This is a genomic window from Thermogutta sp. (assembly GCF_039793925.1).
Taxonomy (GTDB): Bacteria; Planctomycetota; Planctomycetia; order Pirellulales; family Thermoguttaceae; genus Thermogutta.
In genome coordinates, this window is the sequence record NZ_JBAMME010000370.1 from 47,205 (window position 1) to 72,613 (window position 25,409).

The following is a 25,409-nucleotide window of genomic DNA, read 5'->3' on the forward strand; positions in this document are numbered from 1 at the left end:
TGTTATCGAAGAATATCGGGATAATCGTTATCGTATCATTATCAAAGAGATCCCTTTCCAGCAGCAGCGCGACAAAATTGAAGAACGCATCGCGGAACTTGTTACTGAGGGCAAGATATCCGGGATCGCGAATATTCGCAACGAAAGCGATCTCAAAGAACCTGTTCGCATTGTTCTGGAATTGAAGCGCGATGCGGACCCGGAAATCGTCCTTAATCAACTCTATGAGTATTCCCCTCTCCAGCAGACATACTCCATCAATCTTTTGGCACTTGTCGACGGCAAGCCCCGACTCCTGAACTTCAAGGAGCTGCTCCAGGAGTTTGTGCGTCATCGCGTAACGGTTATCCGTCGTAAGACTCAGCACTTACTCTCCAAGGCCCGGCAACGGAAACACACGGTTGAGGGGCTTCTCCTGGCCCTCGCCAATATCGACGAAGTAATTCGCGTTATCCGCACTTCAGAAACGCAGGCCCAGGCGAAGGAACGCCTCATGGCAATCTCCTGCCCTGCGGCGATGCTTGCCCGGGCGTTGGGCGACGAAGGCTTCGCACAGTTCCAAAAAGAACGTGGTATCGCCGAAGAGTACTTCCTAACGCCTGTTCAGGCTGACGCCATTCTGCGAATGACGCTCGGCCATCTCGTCAACCTTGAGCAGGAAAAGCTAGCGTCGGAACACCGCAGTTTATTGGAAAATATCAATGAATATAATAGAATCCTGTCTGATGAAAAAAATATCCTTGAGATCATCAAAGAGGAACTGACCGAGATAAAAAACAAGTATGGGGATCCGCGACGCACGGAAATCTCCGATCAAGAGGTGGGGTCTTTTAATATCGAAGAACTTATTCCCGACGAAATGATGGTCGTCTCCATTAGTTCCGCGGGATATATCAAGCGGACCCCCGTGTCAGCCTATCGGGCCCAGCGTCGAGGCGGCAAGGGTTTGAAGGGTGCCCGGGTAGATGATGAAGATCCTATCGAGCATGTTTTTCTGGCGGGAACTCACGACTATCTCCTGTTTTTTACAAACCTTGGCCGCGTGCACTGGCGAAAGGTTCACGAACTTCCGGAGCTCCCGCGCGATGCCAAAGGACGGGCCATCGTCAATCTCCTCAATTTGCAACCGGAAGAAAAAGTAGCCGCCTGCCGACCCGTTCGCGATTTTTCGCTCCCGGATCATTACCTGCTTTTTGCCACCGCCCGGGGACTCGTGAAAAAGACCGAGCTCTCAGCGTACGGTCGACCCGTCCGCGGCGGAATTATCGCCATTAAACTGCGTGAGGGCGATGAGCTCGTCGGGGCTGTAGTCGCCAAAAAAGGAGACGAAGTGCTCCTGGCCACCGCAAAGGGTATGGCCATTCGATTTCGTGAATCCGACGTGCGCCCCATGGGCCGCGCAGCCGCCGGTGTAAAAGGAATTTCGCTGATCGGAGATGACCGGGTGGTTGGTCTCGTTGTCGCGGAGCCAGACGCATGCTTATTGACAGTGTGTGCCCATGGTTACGGCAAAAGAACTCCCTTTGGAGCCAGCACCGTCGCTTCTGGCACTGAGGAAGACACGGAGAACGGCGACGAAAGAGAAACAAGTACCGCAGCCGAGGAAGCGCTTGAGGAAGAACCGTCGGTTGAGGAGCCAGAGGCGGTCGAAGGAAACGGGGATGAGGAAGGAGAGGTCGGCTCTCAGTTCTATTACCGGACACAGCGCCGCGGCGGGAAGGGAATCCGCGACATCAAGACGGATGCCCGAAACGGCCCCGTGGTGGGAGTGGCCGTCGTGCATGAAGACGATGAGATCCTCATGATGACGGCCAAAGGTAAAACGCAGCGATTGCGGGTAAGTGAAATTCGACTTGTCGGCCGGAATACAAAGGGTGTCCGCTTGATGACGCTGGATGAGGGTGATACCGTCGTGGCGGTTAAGCGGATCCCCGCGGAACCGGGAAACGCCACCGAGAGCCGCGAATAAGCGTTCCCCATGTGTTGCCCCGTGGCAACCGCGAAAATGCGTTGGCCAACAAGCTCGCCGGTGTCTCACCCAGGTTCGACGTCTGCCCTCAGTTATGGTGGCAGAAGAAATCAAACGAGAATTCGTCTGCGATGAAAGGCAACCACCGCCAACCGATCGCTCCGTCTCTTTTCAAGGTGTCGTTCGCCTGACGCTTGTCCACCCCTTCGACGACACGTACACTCATGATTGTCTGTGAGAGGAAACGACATGGCGCGTAAACATGGGAATAAAGGATGACCGAGCGTGCCCTTATCACGGGAGTCACGGGGTTTGTCGGGCGGCACTTATGTCAGTACCTCAGGAACCAAGGATATGAGGTAGCGGGTATCGCACACGGACTGCCGCAGTCCTTGGAACCGTGGGGGCAGCTTCCTGAATCGCGAAACGTGCTTTTCTGGAATCTTGCAAATCCCGGAGGCCCTCCGCGCGATGTCGTTGACTTTCTTGGCACTTTTCGCCCGACCGTGATTTACCATCTTGCGGCAATATCCGTTCCGGAAATGTGCGGGAACACTCAGCCCACGGACCTCGCTTGGGCGGTGAACGTCGAAGGAACACGGCGGCTTGTGGAGCTTGCTCTTTCGCTTCCGGAGCCACCCCGAATCATTTTTGCCAGCACGAGCCACGTCTACCGTGTATCCCAGGATGGGATCACGTTTGTTGATGAGACCTATCCGGTGCAACCCCGTAACCCCTATGGGCAAACAAAACTGGCAGCAGAACAAATCCTGCAGGAAGCATACCACAGGGACGGGCTTCCCGTAATCATTGTTCGCGCGTTCCCACATACGGGCCCCGGCCAATCGGAAAAAATGATGTTGGCCGCTTGGGCAGCCCAATTCGCCAGGGGTGACTCGCCCATCAAAATTCACACACTTCAGGCCGTGATCGATATTTGCGACGTCCGCGACGTGGTTCGCGCGTACCGACTTCTGGCCGAGCAGGGGCAACCGGGCGAGATCTATCTGGTGGGCTCCGGAATTCCCCGCACCAGTGGCCACGTATTCCGCATTCTTCAAGGGCTGGCCGACCCTGCTCGACCAGTGGTTGAAATACGCCCCGGCCTGAAGTATGATCCGATCGCACGCGTTGACAAACTCACGCGTACCACCGGTTGGAAACCGGAAATCCCTCTCGAAACAACCGTCAAAGATACCTATTGTTGGTGGCGCAACTGTTTAAAAAGAAATAGAATTGCAGAGCATTAATCATTTTACCATTTGGTTCGTGAGTTTATTGACAACGAGCAGAATGATCTCGACAAAAAAATATCGTGACGCCTTTGGACTCTCGCCAATGCTCTACTGGGCAGTTTACACGACGTTTCTACTTTTGCAAGTTATAGGAATAAGCGACGTCTGGGGTTCGCATGAAGTATTCGAAATTCATGTCTCCCCTAAGGGGCAAGATACATTCTCAGGGACTGCCCAGCAACCTGTGGCATCTTTGGCGCGGGCGATCGAACTGGTGCGATACATCCGTAAACAAAAGGGGCTCAACGTCGATGTTAACGTGGTACTCGATGATGGCGTGTATCGACTGGAGCGCCCGCTTATTATCACGCCTGCGGTAAATCCGGGACCTGGTCATCTCCGCTTCATCGCCGCGAATCCCGGCAAGGCGATTGTGAGCGGTGGCCGTCTTCTCACCGGGTGGAAGCAAGGCGCTCACCACTGGGAAGTGAGAGTTCCCTCCATCAACGACCAACCTTTTTTGACGCGAGAGCTGTTTATTAATGGATGCAGGGCTGTTCGTGCGCGAACCCCAAACGAGGGCTTTTTCCGAATCGATCGCCCGGGCCCCGACAAGAGGACGAGTCTCTTCATCCGACCTCAGGATGCATGGGCGTTCGAGGGCAATATCGTGGGGAGTGAATTCGTCTATCTTCATGACTGGTCCACTTCCCGTGTCAAGATTTTGTCGTTTGACCCTCAATCTTTACAGGTTGTTTTCAGCCAGAAGATCGGTTGCTCCGCACCTCATTATGAAATCGGCCATTGGCCGCACGCCCGATATTTCCTGGAAAATGGCGAGCGGATGCTGGACCTGCCGGGGGAATGGCGGACTGATATGGAAAAAGGCATCATCCTGTATTTCCCCCGGCCTGGGCAAAAAATGGAAGACGTTGAGGCAGTCGTACCTGTTTTAGAAACGCTCGTGCACGTAGCGGGTGACACCTCGACCGGCGAACGCGTGCGGAACGTTCACTGGCATGGCATTGTGTTTGAACACTGCCGTTTTAATATACCAGATGCTGGGTACGCAGCCGGCCAAGCAACCATTCATGAACCTCGGCGGGATCCCCAATCAGCAATTCGGGAAATGATGCCGGCCGCCGTTACCCTGGACCTGGCCGACGGTTGCGCATTCGTCGATTGCTCGTTTCGCCATTTAGGCGGTTCCGGTCTGTGGTTTCGCCGCGAGTGCCGCGATGGCGTTGTTCGCCGGTGCTTTTTTGACGATATATCGGGAAACGGCATCAATATTGGGGAAACAATAACCCGCCCGCTCAAAGATGCGTCGCCCGAATGGACTTCACCATTTAACAACGGGTGTACATACGGCATTCACGTGGTAGATTCCGTCGTTCGTGAATGTGGCGCCCAATTCTTCGAGGCCGTCGGCATCTGGGTCGGCATTTCGGGCGGGAATGTTATTGAGCATAACGAAGTGGCCCAGTTGCCTTACACAGGAATATCTGTGGGATGGAGCTGGAACGACCAACCAACGGGCTGCCGTGATAATCTCGTTCGCGCAAATCATATTCATCACTGCATGCTCATTCTTCACGACGGCGGCGGTATTTATACGTTGGGACGGCAACCTGGAACCCGACTGCTCAGTAATTTAATCCACGATATTCCACCTAACGAAGACGGTGCCGAGAGTAACGGCATCTTCATGGACGAAGGAAGCCGTGATATTCTCGTCGAAGGGCAAACCATCTACAATGTCGGGCGCAGTCCGATTCGATTCCATAAGGCGTTGGAAATCACTCTGCGAAAGAATACACTTGTGTGCCAGCCCGGTGTGCCGCCGTATCGTTACAACCGAACAGATCCAAAAACGCTGCGATTTGAGGACGATCGTGTGGTAGAAGCCGAGCACTGGGAGCCATCCGCCGAAGTCAAGAACTCGGTTGGTCCACGAGAAACCGCGGCTTTAAGGCCGCGTCCACAATAATCAATGCGGAGGATTAAAAGGCGCACGGCGTTCATGGCGTTTCTCAAACGATCAAAAAGGAGGAGGCGATGCGTTACAAAAGCTTCAGTTGCTTGGCCGGCTTAATGCTGGCGTTACATGTTGCGAATGGCATAGCGCTAGGGCAAGAAAGTCCTCATCGCGGACGGTATAACGTTCTATTTATAATTTCAGACGATCTTAATACGAATCTCTCGGCCTATCATCATCCACTCGTCAAATCACCCAATGTTGATCGTGTTGCACAATGGGGTCTGAAATTCGAGCGGGCTTACTGTCAGTTCCCGCTCTGCAATCCCAGTCGCGCATCGTTCTTGACGGGCCTGCGACCTGACCGCACACGGGTTTATGACAATAGTGTCCATTTTCGCGAGAATATTCCCGACTGCGTCACGCTTCCGGAGTTTTTCCGCAAGAAGGGCTACTTCACCGCGCGGGTGGGCAAGATTTTCCATTACGGCGTACCGACACAAATCGGCACGAGCGGCCTTGACGACCCGCAATCGTGGGACCTCGTGGTTAATCCTCGTGGTCGGGACAAAGATGAGGAAGCTAAGATATTCAGTCTTGTTCCGGGGCAATTCGGCGGCACACTGAGCTGGCTTGCTGCCGAAGGCACGGATGAAGAACAGACGGATGGCATCGGCGCCACAGAAGCCATAAAACTGCTCGAAAAGCATCAGCACGAGCGGTTCTTTTTAGCTGTCGGGTTTTATCGGCCGCATACTCCGTATGTCGCCCCACGGAAGTACTTTGATCTTTATCCTTTAGAAAAGATTGTTGTCCCCAGTATTCCGCCAGGCTATTTCGACACTATTCCGACGCTCGCGATCACGCTGAAGAAAGAAGAAGCGGCGATGGATGACAATTTGAAGAAGCAGGCAATCCAAGCCTATTACGCAGCGATCACCTTCATGGATGCCCAGCTTGGTCGCGTTTTAGATGCCGTAGAACGGCTCCATTTGCGGGACAGCACGATTATCGTGACGACAAGCGATCACGGCTACCACATGCATGAACATGGCCTGTGGCAAAAACGCACCTTATTCGAGGAATCTACTCGCGTCCCCCTGCTGATTGCCGTTCCAGGTATGCAACATGCTGGCAAGTCCACCCGGGCCATTGTCGAGATGGTTGACCTTTATCCAACCCTGGCTGAACTCTGCGGCTTCCAACCACCGGCCAATCTGGACGGCACGAGCTTGGTTCCCATCCTCAACAACCCTGATCTTCCCGGAAAGGAAGCCGCGATCACACAGGTGACGCGCTCGGTGAAAAAGCAAATTGTCTTTGGCTATACCGTCCGCACCGACCGCTGGCGATATACGGAATGGGATGACGGAAATCAGGGAAAGGAGCTGTATGACCACGACAACGATCCCCAAGAGATGCATAATCTTGCCAACGACCCGCAGTATGCAGAAGTCATGGCCAAACTGAGCAAGCTTCTGCCCAAACGGCATAAATAACCATACTCGCAGGATGATCTTCTACAAAATAAAAGACTAAATTGCGTCATTAATTATCTTAAGATTAGTCGCCCGGAAGGCTTTGAGCGGTTTATTGTGCAGCAGAGGAGGAAGCCATGAAAAAGCTCGCCGTTGGATTGATTGTTGCGGCTATCCTGTTGGGCGGTCTGATGGCGTGGAAGTCTTCCGCGCTCTCCGAGGAAAAATACTCTCATGCCGGACAGCTACGCCATGTAGTGTTGTTCAAATTCAAAGACGGAACCTCGAAGGCCGACATTGAGAAGGTCGAAAAAGCCTTTGCTGCTCTGCCTAAGAAAATACCGCAAATTGCCGGCTTTGAATGGGGCACGGATTGCAGCACGGAAAATCTCTCGCAAGGATTCACCCACTGCTTTATACTCACTTTTAAGAGTGAGAAAGACCGCGACGCCTATCTCCCCCATCCTGAGCACCGGGCGTTTGCCAAAATGGTGGGTCCGTACCTCGATAAGGTGCTTGTGATTGATTACATCGTGCGAGAATAAAAGGGGTTAAGCCCACGGTTGGTGGTGGGATCGAGCCGGCGCCTCGGCATGCGGGGCGGTGCAGTGCGGTTGCGCACTGGGGGTGGGCTGCCAACTTCACGGGCGATATGTCTCACCCGGAGCCGACAGGCGACGGCCTGCGAACGACCCCTGGTTCCGCGTCCAAATAGAGGTCGTCGAACATTCCCGCCTTCCATTTTTCCACAGCGATCGCTCCCATCACAGCGTTATCGGTACAGAGTTTGAGGGGAGCAATTACTAGCTCTACGTTTCTCCGTGTTGCTTCTTCCTCCAGTCGGGTTCGCAGGCGCTTGTTGGCAGCCACACCTCCACCCACGCACAATCTCTGGAATCCCGTTATCTCCAACGCGCGAAAACTTTTGCCCACCAGACAGTCCACGACTGCTTCCTGAAAGGACGCAGCTAGGTCGGCCACCTTCTGGTCGGAAAGTTTGACCTGGGTAGGATCATGGCGTCCCGGCCCTGTGATGGCATATCGGACGGCCGTTTTCAACCCGCTGAAGCTAAAGTCAAGTGTATTTGGGTCATCCAAGAGAGCTCTTGGGAAAGCGTATTTGTGCGGGTTCCCTTTTTCCGCAGCTTTTTGAATGGACGGCCCGCCCGGGTAAGGCAATCCCAGCATGGCCGCCACTTTGTCAAAGGCCTCACCGGCTGCGTCATCAATGGTTGTTCCCATCAGCTCGAAATCCAGCGGATCCCGACAACGGTACAGGCACGTGTGTCCCCCGCTGACCACCAGGCCCACGCACGGAAACACGTCTTTCCCAGCCGCCATTCGACACGCGTAAATGTGGGCCTGAAGGTGGTTGATTCCAATGAGCGGTTTCCCCAAAGCCAACGCCAACGTCTTGGCAGCAGTGACCCCGACAAGCAGCGATCCTGCCAGGCCGGGCGTGTAAGCAACCGCCACGGCATCGATATCGGTCAGGTTAATTCCAGCCCTTTGAATGGTTTCATGGATCACAGGGAGAATTCGCTCCACATGAGCACGGGAGGCAATTTCCGGAACCACGCCCCCGTACTGCTGATGGAGCTGATCTTGCGAGGCCACGACGGAGGCAAGCACCTGCAACTGGTCCGTCACCAGGGCCGCCGCAGTTTCATCACAGGTCGTTTCGATTGTGAGAAAAACAGGCATGCTCTCCATCCTACCCAGTTTATGCTCTCGTGAAGGTCAAAGTTTTGTATAATCATTATACTGACTCCAAGGCGGCCACAGTGGATAGCGTGGTGAGGGATCTGATTTCCTGCTCCCTGTGACGTAAGCATAAGCGCGTTCAACTGTTCACGGAGGATAACCATGTCCGTGACTCGACTTGAGGATCTCATCCTGAAGCCCCTTAATCCCCAGCAGCAGGAGGCTGTGACCCACGGGGCGGATCCACTGCTGATTGTTGCCGGGGCGGGAACCGGAAAGACGGCCACCATCGTGCATCGCGTCGCCTGGCTGGTCGCACACAACGTTCCTCCTCACACGATCATGCTCCTGACGTTCACGAGGCGTGCCGCCGAGGAGATGGTCCGTCGCGTGGAAACTATTCTCTCCAAACTTTCGGGAAGGCAACTGATAGGACATCTTGCGACCAGAATCTGGGGCGGTACATTTCACGCCATCGGTCTGCGCTTTCTCCGGCTGTTTGGGGAAGAACTGGGACTGCCGCCCGGCTTCACCGTACTGGATCGATCTGATGCCGAAGATTTTCTCAACGTCATTCGTACGGACCTGAAACTGGCCACCACAGACCGACGGTTCCCGAAGAAAGGAACCTGCGCCGATATCTACAGCCGCATGGTGAACACCGGTCTTTCCTTACGCCAGGTCCTCGCGGAATTCTTCCCATGGTGCAAAGAGTGGCATGACGAACTCGACCGCCTGTTTCGCGAATACACAACCAGAAAGAAAGAGTCGGCGACTTTGGATTACGACGATCTCCTCCTTGCGTGGCTCGAACTCCTCAACAAAGAATCAGTGGGCGGCGAGATTCGCAAACGTTTCCAGGCCGTCCTCGTGGACGAGTATCAGGATACCAACGTCATCCAGGCCAACATCCTGTATCAACTGTCTCCAAGGGGCGATGGCGTGACCGTGGTGGGCGATGATGCCCAGGCCATTTATTCGTTCCGGGGTGCCTCAGTAAAGAACATTCTAGATTTTCCCAAACATTACCCTAACGCCCGAATCGTCACACTGGAACAGAACTATCGAAGCACGATGCCAATTCTGAAGGCAGCGAACGCCATTATCAGCCCGGCCAAAGAAAAATTCACAAAAAATCTTTGGTCAGAAAAAAGAGCTGGTGAGAAACCTTGGTTGGTCGCTGCCCTCGATGAGTATGAGCAAGCTGAATTCGTCATTCGACGTATTTTGGAACATCATAACCAGGGGACACTCCTGCGGCACCAAGCCGTGCTGTTCCGGGCATCGCACCATAGTTTGCCGTTGGAAGCCGAGTTGACCCGACGGGGGATCCCCTACCGCAAGTACGGCGGTCTTAAGTTTCTGGAAGCCGCCCATATTAAAGACGTACTCGCGTTCCTGCGTCTGGCCGAGAATCCACGCGATCTTGTAGCCGGGATGCGGGTGCTTTGTCTCCTACCGGGAATTGGCCCCGCTAAAGCGAGGAAGCTTCTCGCAGCGTGTTGCGCGAACGGCGGGCATTTCGAGGCATGGCAAGAGACCATCCCAAGCCCCACGGTCGCTGACATCTGGCCACAGTTTGTCCAGTTAATGCTGACTCTTGCTGAGGGAAGAGCATCGCTTCCCGCTCAGCTTCATCAAATCCGGGTGTTCTATGAGCCGCTGCTCCCTGTGCTTTACGACAATCCGATTCCACGGGCCAAGGATTTAGAGCAACTGGAGCAGATTGCCAGTCGATTCAAAGACCGTCAAACTTTCCTGGCACAGATCGCACTGGATCCTCCGAATTCCACTCAGGACTTTGCAGCCAATCCAGATTTGAACGATGATTACCTTGTCCTGAGCACCATCCATTCGGCAAAGGGGCTGGAATGGGACGTGGTCTTCATTATTAACGCTACGGATGGCAATATTCCATCCGATATGGCCACGGGCTCACCTGAATCGATCGAAGAAGAGCGCCGTCTGTTCTATGTCGCGGTCACCCGGGCCAAGCGCTATCTGTATGTCTGTTATCCCCAGAGTTACTACACGACTTCCTCACTTTCTTGGCAGAATTACGGGATCGCTCTCAAATCGCGATTCCTGACACCCGAGGCCACCCAGTGTTTTACGTCAGTCACGGCGCAATTGATGGGTGCGGACGACGCTGACTTGTCCAGTCTGGCTCGAGGCAGGACGACCAACTGACAGTGGCTCGCATCTGTAGTGAATCAACCGCTGTAAGGGAGTGGTCGGTTATCCGGGCTTGTGGCAACTGGGTTCTTCAGCGGCACCAATCTGGGTGGCAAGGCATATGGTTGATTGCAATTCTCGCCGTTCGACGTAATGATACGCCTATTAGCCCAGGACAAGGTTTTGACAAGATTTTCGTGCGTTTCACTGACAACTGGGGAGCGCGTTATGGCAGAACGGTCAGTGATTTTTCCGTTTCATGCTTCGAGTCGATGCAGTGGAGTTGGTGCCTTTCCGATGGCTGCGCTGTTGGGAGTGTTACCGATCCTTTTTGGAAGGTTGCCGGTGGTGTGGGCCGGTACTTCCGGAGGGAAGCTCTGGTTGACGACACCAGCGGTGGCGCTTCAGCAACCGCTTCGAATACGCCTGGCGGAAGGGTGTGGGTTCGACTCACAGGAGGGCGTGATACTCACGCGGGAAGGCGATACGCTGCGGCTTTTTGCCACGCTGGCCAGTGGTCCGGACAAGACTGGCGAATGTCAACAGAGGGGCTATCTCATTGTCCGCGACGACCGGTTTGCATCAGGAACAACTGCCGTTAACCACCTTTTGCGGTGGGTTGTGGAAGATGAAGGAGAAAGCAGCGGGGAACCGCCCCCTGCGTCTGTGTTTCAATTCCGGCAAACCTCGGATACCACCGTTACGCTCTACGAAGGCGAGTTGCCTGTTTTGGCCTACAATTTCGGCCCGATCACGAATCAGAAAGTCCCCGAAAAAGATCCCCGCAGGACTCGGGCCTGCTACGTTCACCCGGTGTGGGGAGTGGATGGAGAGGTCCTGACCGACGATTTTCCCCGGGATCATTATCATCACCACGGTATTTTCTGGACGTGGCCCCACGTGGTCATTGGCCAGGAAGAGTTTAGCCTTTGGGAAGATCGCGGAGCCCTGCGGCAACGGTTCGTCCGATGGTTGTGCCAGGAAACACATCCCGGCGTGGCGGTGCTGGGTGTGGAAAACGCCTGGGATCTTAATGGCCAAACTATGCTCACAGAGCGAGTATGGTTCACCGTGTATGCCCGGGGAAAAGACGACCGCGTCATTGACGTCGATCTGTTCCTCCAGCCACGCGTGCCTATCACGCTATGGGGGGCAGAAGGAAAGAGCTACGGGGGTCTCACCATGCGGTTTCGCCCTCCCTCGGAGAAAGAGGCGTGGATCACGGTCCCGGATGGCCTCACAAAAGATGACCTTTATGAAACCCGGCTGCCGTGGGCAGACTTCACCAGTCACTTCGGTGAAACCGACCAGTTGAGTGGTGCGACGATCATGGTGGCGCCGACCCATCCGGACTATCCGCCGACGTGGTTGACCCGGCATTACGGACCTCTCTGCGTGGGTTGGCCGGGAGTTCACAGTCGTACGCTGGAGCCTCCGGAAACCGTTCATCTTCCCTATCGGCTCTGGATCCACAGGGGTAGCAGAACTGCCGAAGAAATTGCCCCTATTTATAAAGCGTATACCGCCGGGTTCGAGTGCCAGCTCGCTGAGAAACCGGTTGTCCAAAAAGTTTCGCAGTGAAACCTTCCCGGAGAAATGCAAAGGCCTGCTAGTGGTCAGTGCTTTTGTCCGCGCACTGCGATGCAAAGTTGGGTTGGCATTCGCTCGAGCTCACACGAAATTGCTATGTACGTTGCTTTTACTGGCGGCCAATCTCCAGTCTCGTCCGATCACGCGAACGCACTGTCGTGGATTATGATTTTGATCCGCCGGAAATGGGCAACATCCGGCCTCCCGAAGCAACTGACCTCAGTCCACAAAGCCGGCCAACTGCTGGGCCAGCCGTTTTCTGGCGACGTGAAGCCGGCGTTTGACCGTTCCGAGGGGGACGGCCAATTCCTGACTCATTTCGCTGAGGGATTTGCCCTCGATGTAGAAGGCGTACAGGGCTTCGCGGTCCATGGGCCCTAAGCGTTCCAGTCCCTGTCGAACCGCCTCCTGGGCTTCCCGTCGGGTGACCTCGGCAAAGGGTTCCCGCCGCATGTCGCCCGATTCTTCCCATGTTCTTTCCGAGAGCGAAGAAGTGCCGTGCCGCCGGGTGACGTAATTGATCGCCAGTCGATCAGCGATTCGGCGTAACCAGCCTCCCAGAGCTTGCGGCTCTTTGAGTTGCGGGAGTTTCCGCAGGGCCTGCAAAAATACCTCCTGGCGAACTTCGTCAGCATCGGCGTCCGATTTGACGCGGCGCCGGATGGTGTCGTACACGACCTGTCCGTACATCGCGATGACGCGTTCCCAGGCTTCTTCTTCCCCTCGTTTCGCGGCTTCCACCAGCTTGCAGACGGGCGAGTCTGGGACCTCTGGTAGGGGCAGTGGCAGTTCCGCCACGAACTCGGGAGGAGTGGTTAATCGTTCGATTTCAAGCGGCTCAAGGACAGTGGCCATGATTCCCTCCTTTATGCAAGGCGGACGGGAACCGTCACCCATCGGAGAGCCGACCGGCGAAAGGCGGATCGCTCCACGTCAATCCGCGTCACCGGACCGTGGGTGCTGGTTCACGTCCACCAAATAATGGCTGTTGTCAGACGATTTCTGTCACGATTGTGGTGGACGCGACCAACCCCACCGGCTCTCCGGACGCTGCCAGCGTCCTTGACAAGCCGGCACCAGAGCCCAGGCGTAACATCCGGCCGCCGCGGACCTTGCCGCCAAAATAGAGGCGCGCAGAATGGCCTGGGACAAAAAGAGCGCGCAGAGTGCCAAATGCTTCACCGTGCGAACGACATCGACGACGTGCTTCACGACGTGACGCTTCACATCGACAACACCCATCGTCTTCACCGTCGTCAGGATTCGCACGAGCTTACGCATGATCCACCTCTGCGCGAGATTGAGAAAGGACCCACTGACTCGAATAACCAGACGCTAACGTTCAATCCGCTGCTTTGCAATCCGCGTGCCAGCGGATTTTACTTGTTTCATTTTACACAAGCAGGGCAACGAAAACCAACGCCCTTGGCATCAAGTTTTTCTGGCGGATCAGGTTCGCACACTGCCCAAAGTTTCTTCGGAAAATTATGGACACGCCAACGAGTAACAAAGTTCGCGCCGCGGCGCATCGGCTGTTACACTCGATGGACATCTAAAGAAAATTCGCGATTAACAAAATGCATCTTTTCTGATTTTCCGACGAAACATCGGTTCTCGGACCAACGTCAGGGGACAAGTCTGGCCGCCCATTCTCCCGGCTGGATCACCAATTTGATCTCTACTTGGCCGGAAAGTCGCTCCGTTCGGAGCACCTTCCCGTCGATGTCGAGGAACTCTGCCTTGCCGGGTACTGCCAATTTCCACGGCAGTTTCGTCCAGAAAATAGTCAGCTCCGTCGGCTGATCCTCCAACGGTAGCGGCACCACCAGCACCCCGTCATCCATCTGCGATACGCGTACGCCTTGAGCCGTCATGATTCCTTGGAAGTTCACCGGTCGCCCTTCCGGGTTCTTCCGAAGGAGCAGCCGATCAGGCTCGTCCGGCTGCGGGGTCCACGTCACCTGATTGTTTTCGGCTCGCCGAATCTTGCCCAGCCGAATTCGCGACTGGCCGTCGTCTGGTCCGGCCAGCGAGAGCCGCCGGCCGTCTCGAGGGCGGTAAACTCCCACCCGTAATTCCAACTCTTGGCCCGCCGGCACGCTAGAAGGAATGCTTGCACGCACGATGGTGTTGATCTGCCCCGTCACACCGCTCAGGTCACGAGGTTCGAATTGCCCCTGGAAGATAATGTCTCCTTTTTCGTCACAGAAATGGGCAAACGGGACCCAACCTGGGAGGATCGGCACGTGGGCTGCCCAATCAACGGCAATTTCTATCTCTTGTCCCTTTTGAGCATACTTTGTGGCCCGCGGCCGAATCGGTTCAGGCCCCATGTAATCTTTTCGCCCATTCACATAAATGCTCTGGGGTGTGACTGCCCATTCGACGATCAGTCCGTCACGCCGTGCAATCGCAACTTCCTTGACGACACTGCCGGCCTGAGAATTATCAGCAGGTCGAGCAAGAAAGCCAAATTGAGGGAGCACCACCCCGGCGACCTCCCAATCCGAATCACCACGGTTGCACCAGGTTTCCACCCCACTGGACCACTTGACGTGAATGCGGTGAATGTCGCCATCGACAAACTCCACATCTTCAATCCGATCAAGCGCCAACGCCCGTCCTAACGCCGAGAGCAACCAGTACTTACGGATAACATCCTGACCGAACGGCTGCGCCACCATGGCGGGGTGTCCCGTCAACACTTCCGTGGTGATGTAATCGTCGCTGTAAATTCCGTGAAGCCGGGCATCCAAACCAGCTTGGTAGCGTCCCGAATAACCCGCACCATGGAGAACGAAGCGGTCATGGTGGGCCGCATCAAACCACGGCACCCGCTCGGCATCCTCGCATTCCCAATTCCACACAGACCACTGATAGTATCCGGGAATGGGCTTCCCCACGCGAAGGTGGTTGGTAGTCGCTCCATCCAGCCAACCAATCAGTTGGTCATGCCCGCTCTCAGAAATCTGTGGGGCATGATCCCCGAGGAGTTGCCGTATCCACGCAAAATGTTGGCCCCAGGTGTTGCGGGTATAGACTTTGTCGAAGAATTTTCCATCGGCCGTCCAATAGTCGTAGGGGTCGATGCTGCTCCACACATCAATGAAATAGGCAGTCGGTTTGATATACTCCGCAATTTTAGCGAGGTTCGCTTGAAGAAAAGGCGCCACCCGATCCGCCCGATAGCGATAGGATTGTGCCTGCCGCCCTTCATTAAACCAGGCTCTCACCGGCTGTCCATTGGCATGAAAGGCAATCGTATCCAGATACGAAAACCCTTCGGCATCCGGGTAAAAGTCGATGTAGTTGTCGTGGAGTGCAAAAAGAACACCGGCCTGCCGGCAGGTCTGGGCGAGATATTGCATATCTTCGAGAGTACCTAAACTCGGGTTGGGAGGAAAGATTTCCGGTAAGCGATAGTCGTACCCCCAACGTTGCCAGTTATGCCAAATGACCAGGCTATCGGTCAGACCGTAGCGGAATGCCTTTCGCAAAGCCTCCGCGCTATCACGGTAATAGCCTCCCCATAGATCGAAAACAAACCTTCCAGCAAGGACGGATACTCCATCCGATGGCTTCAACCCATTCACTTCCCGCCATTGTTTGACGGCTTCCCACACCCGGGTCGCCGGAATGAGCGTCATTTTCGACGCATGGGCAACGTGGAGCGAATAATGCCGTGCCGCCGGATTCACCTGGAATGTACTAGGCGGAACGTCGCACCCCTGGACAACGGAAAGCCCGCCATCGAATTCGAGCCCCACGAACGACGTGGAAAGGCGGTGCCCATCAAAGCCTAAACTGTAACTCTGGGGCTTTTGCACCACATTACCAGGTCCCGCGTAGACACGAAACGCTTCCTGAGACCAGCTCCCCAACGCCACATCCTCGATGTGAACATCCACCCACGGGCGGGGCGGGGGCACATCGTCAAGACGCCAGCTCATCACCAGGGTCCCTTTTTCTGTGCCCACGGTTCCAATGAGGTCAAACGGACCTGCGGGATTTTTGAAGCGATGTTTTACGACAAGCTGTTGCCCCCCGTCGGAGCTCTTCTCCACTCGGGATTCCACACCCAGAAGGGCTGTCGCCGAGCGTACCCTGTCCAGCCGGGATCCGAACACGGTGACCTCAAACCCGCGGAATGACAGCACTCGTTGTGCGAACCGAAAGCGAACGTTTGCATCGAGCAGACCACGCGAGCCCAACTCGATCTCAGCCTGTCCGCGAAGTCCACCGAGCCCTACCATTCCCAGAATGATCGGCGTGCCTGGTTTCGACGGCTCGCCTTCTCGTGCCGTAGGGATTGTCCCTGCAATCAGCGTCGGCTCTGCCCAGAAGGAAGAGTCCCAGCCCGTGTTGTTCTTCGGCCCCGGATGGGATTCGAGCTGAAGTCGAATCGTCTTCCCCGCGTACGCCGACAGGTCAACCTCATGCTGTTCCCAGGTTTTGGCCGTCGTGTGACGTTCGAACACGATGTCGCCGAACTCGCCGTCTGGTGCCGAGAGTTCCGCGACACGGACCCGAAACGTCACCCCATCGCTTTGGCCTTCGGGTGTCATTCCCAAGGCAAACGACAGGCGAATAGGAGCACCCGCTGGCAGCGCAACGGGAAACTCCACCATGCCCGTGCCCGTTTGTCCCTGATACCAGGGAGGATGAATCCCGATGACAGGTTTCGCCACGCCGCCAAGATCTCGGGTCATCCTATCGCACGTTCCACGATGGGACGGGTGTGATCCCTGCCAGCCCACCGGCATGGTCTCCGGATTTTGCCCGAAAACCTGAAAAACCGCCCGAAAAACTGGCACTTCTTCAAGAGCCAATGCAGTGTTTTTCGGAAACTCCAACGGTTTCCAATCCCACTCTGCGGTCGGCGTCGCTGGAGCCCCGCGGACCAAAAAAACTAATATCGGATGGAGCAACACTTCGTGACCGTCCAGTTCAAATCGACCATAGGCGTGAATCGGATAGTGTGCGTTGTAAACACGCGGTCCAAATTGCAGTCGAAAACTTCGTCGCGCGGTTTCTCCAGGGGGGACAACCAAATCCTGGATTTCTCCCGGCTCGGCTTGACATTGGTCGATCGACAGCAACCGAATTGCACCGCGTAGCGGCCTATCGGCCGTGTTTTGCACAACGAGAGCACACTCGAATCCCTCTGGTGAATAAGTGACTTCCGATGGCCCCTCGATGCGAAGGGTCACCCCTAGAGCGGAATCCACCGGCGGATTGTAGGCGATCGCCTTCGAAGAGAGCCCCACGGCTAAAAACAACGCCAGAGAGAAAGCTCCTCCGAAAAGGAGCATCCTCTTACCACACCGCCGCGTCATAAGAGTCGGTGCCGAGCGCATGGTGCTCACCTCCCATCTTCGTGTTGTCAATGGGTAAACGACAGACAGATCTGCCGTGGGGTGCCAACCCGACTATCTGAAAGTGATTTGGTTGGTCAAATTAGCATGGGTATCCTAAGGACGCAATACCCACGCCCTTGCGAGAAATTGATGGTGCGGAATAACCACCATCTTCACGCAGTAACCCCAGGAAAGTTGAAGTACCGGACAGCGTTGCGGTAACAAATGTCGCGGACCAGTTCTGCCATCATGTCAAAATCATTCGGCAGCAGGCCGCGTTCCATCTCACTGCCCAGGAGATTGCAGAGGATCCTTCGGAAATATTCATGCCTCACAAAGGATAGGAAAGATCGACTGTCTGTCAACATACCGACAAAGCGACTGAGCAGGCCAAAATTGGAAAGTGTCTCCAATTGCTTGAGAATACCGTCCCTTTGATCGAGAAACCACCACGCAGCTCCGTACTGCATCTTTCCTGGGATTTGCCCATCTTGGAAACATGCGAGGATGCTCGCCACGACTTCGTTAACAGCGGGATTGAGATTGTAAACGATCGTCTTCGCCAACTTGCCTTCCATTTCCAAGCGGTCAAAAAACCGCACCATACATCGCGCCAAATTTCCATCGGCGATCGCATCGAATCCTGTGTCCGGCCCCAGCAGTTGGAACATTTTTGTGTTGTTGTTGCGCAGAGCCCCAACGTGGAACTGCTGTACCCAGCCCTTCTCGTAGTCCATGACAGCGCATTCGTAAAGCACTGCAAACTTGAATTTATTCCGCTCGTTTTGGGACACCGAACGCCCGTTGTAAACTTGCCGGAAAATCTGATTTAGATCGCCCTCTGTGGTTTCCTCACAATAGAACTGCTCTATCCCGTGGTCTGAGATTCGACAACCGCGCTCATGAAAATAGTCGTGCCGTTTCCGGAGCGCCTCGATGAGTGTGGGGAAGTCTTTCACTTCCACCCCCGAGACTTCGCTGAGCCTGTTAATCCAGAGGTGGAAACGATCTGGATCTTCCAGCATCAGTGCCCTATCTGGCCGGAAGGTGGGAAGCACGCGCACCTTAAACTCACCGTCCTGGGCGATTTGCGTGTGGTATCGGAGGTCATCGGTGGGATCGTCGGTGGTGCACACCACGACGACGTTAAATTGCTTTAAAAGCCCCCGACAGGAAAACTCCGGCTCGGCCAACTTTGCGTTACAAATCTCCCAGATGTCGGCGGCCGTTTCCGGACACAGCAGCCGGTCCGCGATCCCGAATGGACGCTTCAACTCCATGTGCGTCCAATGATAAAGCGGATTGCGGAGCAGCCGCGGCACAGTTTCCGCCCACTTCAGGAAGACCTCGTAGTCGCTGGCATTCCCCGTGCAAAAATATTCGTCCACCCCATTGGCGCGCATCGCTCGCCACTTGTAATGGTCTCCCCGCAGCCACACCGCTGTCAAATTGGGAAAGCGATGGTCCTCCGCAATCAAATCGGGAGGTAAATGGGAATGATAATCCACAATCGGCAAGTCACGCGCAACCTCATGATAGAGTCGTTCCGCCGTTTTGTTTTCCAGAAGGAAGTTATCACTCAAAAACTTCTGCTCCATTCCTCACCTCGCATCTCTAGATCCCGAGTCTCGTTACGCTAATCCCACCGATTCCCCAGCGCCGACCCTACTGCGGAGACTCCCCTGTGCAGCCTTCACCGATGCCGGGGCTCGGCTTGGTACGCATCTATCGAGGAACAATCGGACGGTCATCCTGGGCCAGTACGTCACAGCAACTCGAAAAACGCCCAGCGTGAGTCGTTCCGCTCTCCCCCGCAAGTCCGGAACTTTCACAATCCCAAAGCCCTTCACCTTACTCGAAAAAATGTCGTCATACCACATTACCCGTCGGACAGCGGGGGCTGTGAGAACAAAAACTGTTGCAGTCGCCTCTTGACAACGTCTTTAGGAATCACACCTTCGCCCATGATGTAAATGCACCTTGCGGCAAAAGTCACCCCTTTCTCGATTCCCCCCGGCAAAATTTCGTAGCCGCAAACTTCTGGCGTGCTTCCCCCAACAGTCCGCACTGCTGGGTCGATTTGCAACTGAGAAAGCTCCCGTGTATCGAGCGGCAACCCATCCAGAGGGTGCACCCAACGGAGCAACCAGGTGTTTTCGGGCAACCGCCAGCTTACAATATCGAATGCAATCTCGCCTTCCTTCCCACCGAACACCACCTTCCGCGGCAGTAAAGGAATCGCAGCATTTCTCAAATCCTCGACTTGCACATGGATTTTCCCCAGCAGCTCGGTGGAGAGTGCGTCAATCTCGTCAAGCAGGACCACGCCCGGCCGCGTTTCCCCAGCTTCCGTGCGCATGAGAAGAACTCCTTCAAGTACTGCTAGCTGTTGCCTCTGGGGGATATTGCCACGTTCGCAATTTAAATCAGAGGAAGAAGCAGTCTCCAGAGACACCGTCACCACCACTGAAAGATGAAGCGACTCTTCCGTGGCATGTCGAAATCGTGCCAGGCACCGGCCATCCGCAGTGGGAAAAAACTCTTCGAGAAGAAACCCTGGTTCGAGTCTGCCTTGTGATTTGCGGAGAATCCTTGAGATGACAACATGACCTCCGTGCTCCGCGGCTGCCTGCCCGACGTGTGGTTGAAAAACAACGAAAAAGCCCCGTTCTGGGCGGTCGGGAGCAAAGGAAATCCGCCACGACGCGGCATTCCACACGCACTGAATGTCGGTAACTTGGCAGTGGATACGTGAGTTTTCGCTATTCATCGAACCGTCCGTTTTACTGGGATGACCGTCGTCTTTTGGAGAATCTTGCGAGCATCTATCCGGGAATCACCACGGGTTTTCACCGGCCTGTCGGTCGGTGCCTTGGATATCGAATTTGATTATCGGCCGTCGAAGGGACGGCACGCAATTGGTGGTGTCGAACGCGAGGCCTGTCTTCGTGGGCGAGACGGGCGTACCTACCTCTCCACCGAACACCCGAGGAGAAGAGGTCATCCGGAAAGCAACTCTTCCGCATCGGCGGGGCTAGGCGTCCGAAGCTTGAGGGCGTATAATGCACACTTGAAGTGGCGCCGTAGCCAAGCGGCTAAGGCAGCGGATTGCAAATCCGCCATTCGCCGGTTCGAATCCGGCCGGCGCCTTTCAACAGTAAGGTAGGAAAACCCCGTGATTTCCCGCGTAACTGCTGGATTTCACGGGGTTTTTGCTTGCGCCATGTTCCTTTAGCAGTTTGCGATAAAAGCGCCGGTCACTAGTCGGTGACCTCTTCGACCTCCCACTGTTCGTTAACCCACAGGCCGATGACCGGGACATTGGGAAATCTCGCTTTCAGCCACTTGCAAGCCGAGCGAATATCCTGGAGGTGCGCCTGGTGAGAAACAGGGTTGCCGGCGCAGTCTGCGTGGCCCACCACGGCGAGCCCTTGCGACTGATGTTTCTCGAGCGAGATCTGGACACGTCGCAGAATCGATGCGATGAGGACGTGGTCATCACCTTTGGCGAGAATTCCATCGGGGCCCGGTTCTGTTATGTTGTCCACATGATCGACGCCAAACCTAGCCTTCAGGTAGGTGATCACGGGAAGTTGCACTCGCCCATCCATGCAATTAATGACAGTACAGAACGCCATTTGTTGCTCCTAACTCACGTTACTCGCGTGTCCGCGACCCTTAAGATGCCAGCAGCTATCCCTGCGGGCTTTTTTCCCAAAATAAATATGTTTCCGTGGGGGTTACGTTTCGCGAGGGTTTCTCGCCGCCTGTCAGCTCCGCAACTCGATCTGGAGGGTTTGGCCGGCTTCCAGTGTGAGTGCTTGTTGCGTTCGAATGATTACCCTCCGCCCAGTTTGCTCTACGGCAGCAATGTCTACCATGCTGTCTCCTCCAGGGGTTTGAATCACGGCGGCCACACGCTGTGGGGTATCAGAAGGAGCCTCCAAAGCAATACTTTGCAGCCGCAACCGCCCGCAGAGGATTGCCAGGGTGTTTTCCTGACGGCCGCCCTGGCGTTTCTGTGTGAATTTACCCCAACCCTCGGCGCCGGTGAAAGCTGCGGCGAAATCGTCGGGGTTGAGTCGTGGGGCGAAGCCGATGTGGCCTTTAGGACCATGGTATTCAAAACCGCACAGCGCGAGGAACACACCATAACTGGCGAGTGCCCGGGCATAATGGTCGCCACATTCAACTTCGTTCCAGGGATTGTGGCTGCGGGGATGATAGCGCTCGTGTACCCCCCGGCAGATGGCGAGTGCTTCCAGAAGCATGCCTTCCCACACCATATGGCCGGCGACCTGATATTCAATGCCGGTCCAGACTTCGTCGCGGTAGAGGACGCTGTCCGGGCCGAGATGCTTGGATTTCGGCCATGTGCAAGTGAAAAGGCCTGCCTGTCCCGGTCGGGCAAACCAGCGCTGCGGGGGATGGGCGGCGTTTTGCGGACCGACATCCGGGGCCCAGTTGTACACCCAAATGGCTTTGAGGGCCGAGCGAACAGCCTCCACAGGGTAGATGTAGCCCAGTCCCACTTGGTGAGCCCAACCCTGTCCAAAAAGTTGGTCGGACAAACAGCCATCGGCATACTGGTGTTTTGGGTGCTGTTTAAGGTCTACTTTTTGAATAAAATATTCGCCATTGAACAGTTCTTTCATCGTGGCGTCCCGCCCCGCTTCAAACACTTTACGGCAGCGAGCTGCGAATTCTTCATCGCCCAATTCTTTGGCCATCTCTTCACCGGCGCGACAAGCCGCCAGATAAAGTGAGCCGACCATTGTATTCGGCCCGTAAAAGTTGATGTCATAGGTGTTGTGTTGCTCTCCTTCAATCAGACCATTAAGGTCGCCGTCCTGGGCGAATAGGAATTCCAGGGCCTTTTTAATGCGGGGCCAGTTGCGGCGCAGGAAGGAGTCATCCGCAGAGCACTGGTGCTCCCGGTAGGCCTTAAGAATGGTTCCGCCCTGCGAATCCCCTGCCCACATTTTCCACCCTTCTCCGCGAAAACGAATCGCGCCCGATTGTTCGTCGAAGCCGGCCTCGGGATTGAAATCCTGCATTTCGCGGACGGAGCGCTCTAAGCGGGGGAAAAGCCGGGCCAGGGCGTGCTCGTAATTCCACACATGGGCGCATGTGCCGTGGCAGCAGCCGACGCCTTCCCATGCCCAGAATCGACCGTTGGCCCACCACTGACACGTACCCGTGGCGAGATTAGCTACCGTGGAGAAGAGCCGATCCAACAACCAGTGGGGCAGGGTGGCACTGTACCATGTATCGTGCCATAGATGGGTTTGTCGGCGCAAACGGGGAAGATGTTCTTCCAGATACGCGAGTAAGTCGCTGAGCGTGGGGAATCGGACAGCGTAGTAATTGCCACGTTCTGGGCGGTTCGGAAAGTGCCACAGAACGGCCAAAGACACGCGAACCGTCTGGCCGGGAGGAATTGTCACCCGATACCCCAGTGTGCCGCGTAGTTTTTCATGGAGTGCCGTTTGTCCGGGAGCATTTGGCTCGTCAACTGATTTGAGGTGTTCCCACAACTGATTCACATCCATCGCGCCCTTCCAATCGGTTGCGGCCAAGATTTCGCCGAGAGGTGAATCCTTGTCCGAATCGGGGAGGAATATTTGAAGGGCCATTTCTCCGAAGTCGTACTGCTTTTCGAGTGGGCCTTCTGGCGCGGGACGCGGCGTATCGCGGAGTTCGATCTGGTCCACGTTGATATGACCCCAACCTCCCGACTCCGCATCGACAATCTCAATCTGCGCGGTTTTGCCCAGGAACTCCTGGACATCCCAGTTTTGCCACTGGAGGCGTTCGTTGTTGTTCCCGGTGGCGGTTCTCACGATCTGGCCGTCCACCAGGAGATTCATGCACGTTTTGCCCGCATGATTACCTCCCCCAATGAGGAAACTGACATAGCGGCGATCGATGACGAATGGCGGCGAAATGAGACGTCCGTGAGGGCGGTCACCCCCAAGGTAGGTGTTGACCAGGCCTTTTCCCTGAAAACCGCTGACCTGCTGTTGATTGGGAAGTGTTCCGTGGGCTGGTCCAGTGCCAAACGCTTCCCCTTCCACTTTCCAGTCGCCGTAATCTTGGCCCTCGAAATCAGCGAGAACCTTGGGCGGTCGGGGCTCGGTTGGAGGTGGCAGGGGGCGAGCCGAGTGGACCACAGCAAAGGACCGCCGCAGTTTTCGCAAGTCGGTGCGGCGCTCTCCCCAAAAGCTGCTGCCCGTGTGGCAGGCCACGGCATTCTGCAACCACCCGGCCAGCGTAACGGTCCTGGGAGTGGGTCCTGGATTCTCCAGAAAGAAATCGAGGACCGTTACCGGCAAGGCGGAATCCTCTTCATTAAGCGGAATAAACGGAGAATATGCCTCCAAGCGGACCTTCACAGGGAAATCGGGATCATGATAGTCGACAAAACCAATGGGGTATTCACCGCAAAAGCGGACATTGGGAAACCCATTCCGATCCAAAGTTCGCCGCAGCACCTGCCCATCGACCTCGATAGACATTGCGAACCCCTGTTCTACAGGGTAGTCTGGCTGGGGCATGTTCTGATAGTTTGTCGCCCCATAACCAGAAAAGTTGTGCCGATTGAAAATATCCCAATGGAACAGGCGTCCATCGCCTGCCAAATAGAGCTGTCCTGCGCAGATCCCTCCCACTGGCATACCGATTTTGTCGAGATCTTCGCCCGAGTACCACGTTCGCTCTCCTCGTGCAAAAAGCTGGGCAATCCATTCCGGCTGGAGCTTCTTATCGGCGGGGACAAAATGGTCGGCCGTGTCGGAAGGCTCAAAGGGCCCAGCCACGACAGGCACTTTCCAAGGGATCACCGTGCCGGCTGCCGCAGCGCCCGCGATCGTTAAGAAATCGCGCCGCGAGACACAGGCCGAGCCACATTCAGCGCCGGGTTGACAATTTCGAAGTTGCATTTGTTGTGCGGCCATGGGGGCGTTCCTTGTGTTGGCAAATGGTGTTGGAGATGTCGCTCAAGACCCGGTCAGCCGTGTTCGAGAAGTCGGGCTTTATTGTAAAACCCCATCGCTGGGGAGGCAATTGCCAACCGTGCTGGCAGAGTGACCTTTTGGATAGTAATTTAAGCGCAGCCAGGGCGTGTTGAATGATGGGCTAAAAACCCGGTTTGTGCGGTGGAGGCACCTTTTATGAATAACGAAGATTTCGTCCATCGTTACGCTGCTATTTTACGGATTCTGTTCCGGGAACCGCGTGCCGATCTCCGCCAGGTCGCTGAAAACCTGGGACGCGAACTGTATTTAGCGGCTGCCGGTTTGAACGATATTCTTAAGATCCATGAAAACGCGTTAGCCTTGGTGCGGGCTTCCGAGCCCGATCTGCTTGCCACTGGGCAGGAGGGGAACGTTTCCGAGGTGCTGGAGACAGTTTGCCGCGGTTGGCAAAATGAGTGGCAGGCAGTTCACAGTCGGCTACGGGAGTCGCTTGCCGCAGCCGAGAATTCCTTGCAGATGGCCCGCCGTACCGCCCGCATCAGACTTCGCCAGCTCGTACGGAGCAATCGGCTCCTTCTGAAAGAAGTGTTTCATCGACGAAAGTTGGAAAAGCGGCTCCGGGAGATAAGGACCTGGCTACAAAGGGCACAGGACTTGGCGAAGTTGGGATTTTGGATCCTCCACGTCCCGGAAGGGACATTGGAGTGGCACGGGCTTTCCAAATTCCTTCACAAATCGGGGACCCAGCCTCGGGCGATTCGTTCGATTGAGGATTTTCTGGCCTGGGTTCATCCCGACGATCGAAATGCTGTGGATAGTGCCTTCGCACAAATTCTGGCCGGTAAAAAGCCGTGCCAGATCGAATATCGTCTTAAGAACGATGAAGTGCGATATGTCCGGCAGGACGTCGCACTTGGTTGGCAACGTGGAAAAGTAACCAAGGCCC

The 25,409-nt window shown here is 55.4% G+C and carries 16 protein-coding genes and 1 tRNA gene; 9 read left to right on the forward strand and 8 right to left on the reverse strand.

Annotated features, from left to right (window positions below; translation table 11 throughout):
- The 5 genes from ABJK56_RS20055 to ABJK56_RS20075 all read left to right on the forward strand — a co-directional run.
- Nucleotides 1–1,969 (forward strand): DNA gyrase C-terminal beta-propeller domain-containing protein (locus ABJK56_RS20055; protein ID WP_347246466.1); only part of this gene is annotated, 1,969 nt, incomplete at its 5' end.
- Nucleotides 1,970–2,244: 275 nt separating this feature from the next.
- Complete coding sequence (locus ABJK56_RS20060) at nucleotides 2,245–3,219, forward strand: NAD(P)-dependent oxidoreductase (RefSeq protein WP_347246467.1); 975 nt, start codon at nucleotides 2,245–2,247, stop codon at nucleotides 3,217–3,219.
- A gap of 43 nt (nucleotides 3,220–3,262) precedes the next feature.
- On the forward strand, nucleotides 3,263–5,194 hold the full coding sequence (locus ABJK56_RS20065; protein WP_347246468.1) for a right-handed parallel beta-helix repeat-containing protein: 1,932 nt from the start codon (nucleotides 3,263–3,265) through the stop codon (nucleotides 5,192–5,194).
- A 68-nt stretch (nucleotides 5,195–5,262) separates the two neighbouring features.
- The gene (locus ABJK56_RS20070) at nucleotides 5,263–6,681 is read left to right on the forward strand and encodes a sulfatase (RefSeq protein WP_347246469.1); all 1,419 of its coding nucleotides are present in this window, start codon (nucleotides 5,263–5,265) and stop codon (nucleotides 6,679–6,681) included.
- A 116-nt stretch (nucleotides 6,682–6,797) separates the two neighbouring features.
- Complete coding sequence (locus tag ABJK56_RS20075) at nucleotides 6,798–7,205, forward strand: Dabb family protein (protein WP_347246470.1); 408 nt, start codon at nucleotides 6,798–6,800, stop codon at nucleotides 7,203–7,205.
- A gap of 112 nt (nucleotides 7,206–7,317) precedes the next feature.
- On the opposite strand, the gene tsaD is transcribed toward ABJK56_RS20075, so the two are convergent.
- Nucleotides 7,318–8,364: a tRNA (adenosine(37)-N6)-threonylcarbamoyltransferase complex transferase subunit TsaD gene (gene tsaD, locus ABJK56_RS20080; RefSeq protein WP_347246471.1), complete on the reverse strand. Its 1,047-nt coding sequence runs from the start codon at nucleotides 8,362–8,364 to the stop codon at nucleotides 7,318–7,320.
- Between the two features lie 162 nt (nucleotides 8,365–8,526).
- Here tsaD and ABJK56_RS20085 point away from each other — a divergent pair, with 162 nt between their 5' ends.
- Both ABJK56_RS20085 and ABJK56_RS20090 read left to right on the forward strand, forming a co-directional pair.
- Nucleotides 8,527–10,554: an ATP-dependent helicase gene (locus ABJK56_RS20085; protein ID WP_347246472.1), complete on the forward strand. Its 2,028-nt coding sequence runs from the start codon at nucleotides 8,527–8,529 to the stop codon at nucleotides 10,552–10,554.
- Between the two features lie 282 nt (nucleotides 10,555–10,836).
- Entirely contained in the window at nucleotides 10,837–12,120 is a 1,284-nt protein-coding gene (locus ABJK56_RS20090) for a DUF6807 family protein (protein WP_347246473.1), read from the forward strand.
- 228 nt (nucleotides 12,121–12,348) lie between these two features.
- Here ABJK56_RS20090 and ABJK56_RS20095 read toward each other — a convergent pair whose 3' ends face one another.
- From ABJK56_RS20095 to ABJK56_RS20115, 5 genes are all read right to left on the reverse strand, one after another.
- The gene (locus ABJK56_RS20095) at nucleotides 12,349–12,984 is read right to left on the reverse strand and encodes a sigma-70 family RNA polymerase sigma factor (protein ID WP_347246474.1); all 636 of its coding nucleotides are present in this window, start codon (nucleotides 12,982–12,984) and stop codon (nucleotides 12,349–12,351) included.
- A 150-nt stretch (nucleotides 12,985–13,134) separates the two neighbouring features.
- Nucleotides 13,135–13,410 (reverse strand): hypothetical protein, encoded by a 276-nt coding sequence (locus tag ABJK56_RS20100; protein WP_347246475.1) that lies wholly within the window; start codon nucleotides 13,408–13,410, stop codon nucleotides 13,135–13,137.
- Between the two features lie 344 nt (nucleotides 13,411–13,754).
- A complete protein-coding gene (locus tag ABJK56_RS20105; protein WP_347246476.1) occupies nucleotides 13,755–17,486 on the reverse strand; it encodes a DUF5696 domain-containing protein in 3,732 nt (1,243 codons plus the stop codon).
- 173 nt (nucleotides 17,487–17,659) lie between these two features.
- Nucleotides 17,660–19,084: a glucuronate isomerase gene (uxaC, locus tag ABJK56_RS20110; RefSeq protein ID WP_347246477.1), complete on the reverse strand. Its 1,425-nt coding sequence runs from the start codon at nucleotides 19,082–19,084 to the stop codon at nucleotides 17,660–17,662.
- Between the two features lie 281 nt (nucleotides 19,085–19,365).
- The gene (locus tag ABJK56_RS20115; protein ID WP_347246478.1) at nucleotides 19,366–20,256 is read right to left on the reverse strand and encodes a hypothetical protein; all 891 of its coding nucleotides are present in this window, start codon (nucleotides 20,254–20,256) and stop codon (nucleotides 19,366–19,368) included.
- 307 nt (nucleotides 20,257–20,563) lie between these two features.
- Between ABJK56_RS20115 and ABJK56_RS20120 the strand changes: the two genes are divergently transcribed.
- Nucleotides 20,564–20,636, forward strand: a tRNA-Cys gene (locus tag ABJK56_RS20120).
- Between the two features lie 110 nt (nucleotides 20,637–20,746).
- Here ABJK56_RS20120 and ABJK56_RS20125 read toward each other — a convergent pair.
- Together ABJK56_RS20125 and ABJK56_RS20130 are read right to left on the reverse strand one after the other, a co-directional pair.
- A complete protein-coding gene (locus ABJK56_RS20125; RefSeq protein ID WP_347246479.1) occupies nucleotides 20,747–21,124 on the reverse strand; it encodes a carbonic anhydrase in 378 nt (125 codons plus the stop codon).
- Between the two features lie 132 nt (nucleotides 21,125–21,256).
- Nucleotides 21,257–24,442, reverse strand: coding sequence for a GH116 family glycosyl hydrolase (locus tag ABJK56_RS20130; RefSeq protein ID WP_347246480.1), 3,186 nt, complete (start codon nucleotides 24,440–24,442; stop codon nucleotides 21,257–21,259).
- Between the two features lie 216 nt (nucleotides 24,443–24,658).
- On the opposite strand from ABJK56_RS20130, the gene ABJK56_RS20135 reads away from it, so the two are divergent.
- A partial coding sequence (locus ABJK56_RS20135; RefSeq protein WP_347246481.1) for a PAS domain-containing protein occupies nucleotides 24,659–25,409 on the forward strand: 751 nt, incomplete at its 3' end.

What these genes read in the sequence shown, in the direction of transcription:
- ABJK56_RS20060 (WP_347246467.1), top strand. Translation starts at nt 2,245, where the DNA reads ATGACCGAGCGTGCCCTTATCACGGGAGTCACGGGGTTTGTCGGGCGG.
- ABJK56_RS20065 (WP_347246468.1), top strand. Translation starts at nt 3,263, where the DNA reads ATGATCTCGACAAAAAAATATCGTGACGCCTTTGGACTCTCGCCAATG.
- ABJK56_RS20070 (WP_347246469.1), top strand. Translation starts at nt 5,263, where the DNA reads ATGCGTTACAAAAGCTTCAGTTGCTTGGCCGGCTTAATGCTGGCGTTA.
- ABJK56_RS20075 (WP_347246470.1), top strand. Translation starts at nt 6,798, where the DNA reads ATGAAAAAGCTCGCCGTTGGATTGATTGTTGCGGCTATCCTGTTGGGC.
- tsaD (WP_347246471.1), bottom strand. Translation starts at nt 8,364, where the DNA reads ATGCCTGTTTTTCTCACAATCGAAACGACCTGTGATGAAACTGCGGCG.
- ABJK56_RS20085 (WP_347246472.1), top strand. Translation starts at nt 8,527, where the DNA reads ATGTCCGTGACTCGACTTGAGGATCTCATCCTGAAGCCCCTTAATCCC.
- ABJK56_RS20090 (WP_347246473.1), top strand. Translation starts at nt 10,837, where the DNA reads ATGGCTGCGCTGTTGGGAGTGTTACCGATCCTTTTTGGAAGGTTGCCG.
- ABJK56_RS20095 (WP_347246474.1), bottom strand. Translation starts at nt 12,984, where the DNA reads ATGGCCACTGTCCTTGAGCCGCTTGAAATCGAACGATTAACCACTCCT.
- ABJK56_RS20100 (WP_347246475.1), bottom strand. Translation starts at nt 13,410, where the DNA reads ATGCGTAAGCTCGTGCGAATCCTGACGACGGTGAAGACGATGGGTGTT.
- ABJK56_RS20105 (WP_347246476.1), bottom strand. Translation starts at nt 17,486, where the DNA reads ATGCGCTCGGCACCGACTCTTATGACGCGGCGGTGTGGTAAGAGGATG.
- uxaC (WP_347246477.1), bottom strand. Translation starts at nt 19,084, where the DNA reads ATGGAGCAGAAGTTTTTGAGTGATAACTTCCTTCTGGAAAACAAAACG.
- ABJK56_RS20115 (WP_347246478.1), bottom strand. Translation starts at nt 20,256, where the DNA reads ATGAATAGCGAAAACTCACGTATCCACTGCCAAGTTACCGACATTCAG.
- ABJK56_RS20125 (WP_347246479.1), bottom strand. Translation starts at nt 21,124, where the DNA reads ATGGCGTTCTGTACTGTCATTAATTGCATGGATGGGCGAGTGCAACTT.
- ABJK56_RS20130 (WP_347246480.1), bottom strand. Translation starts at nt 24,442, where the DNA reads ATGGCCGCACAACAAATGCAACTTCGAAATTGTCAACCCGGCGCTGAA.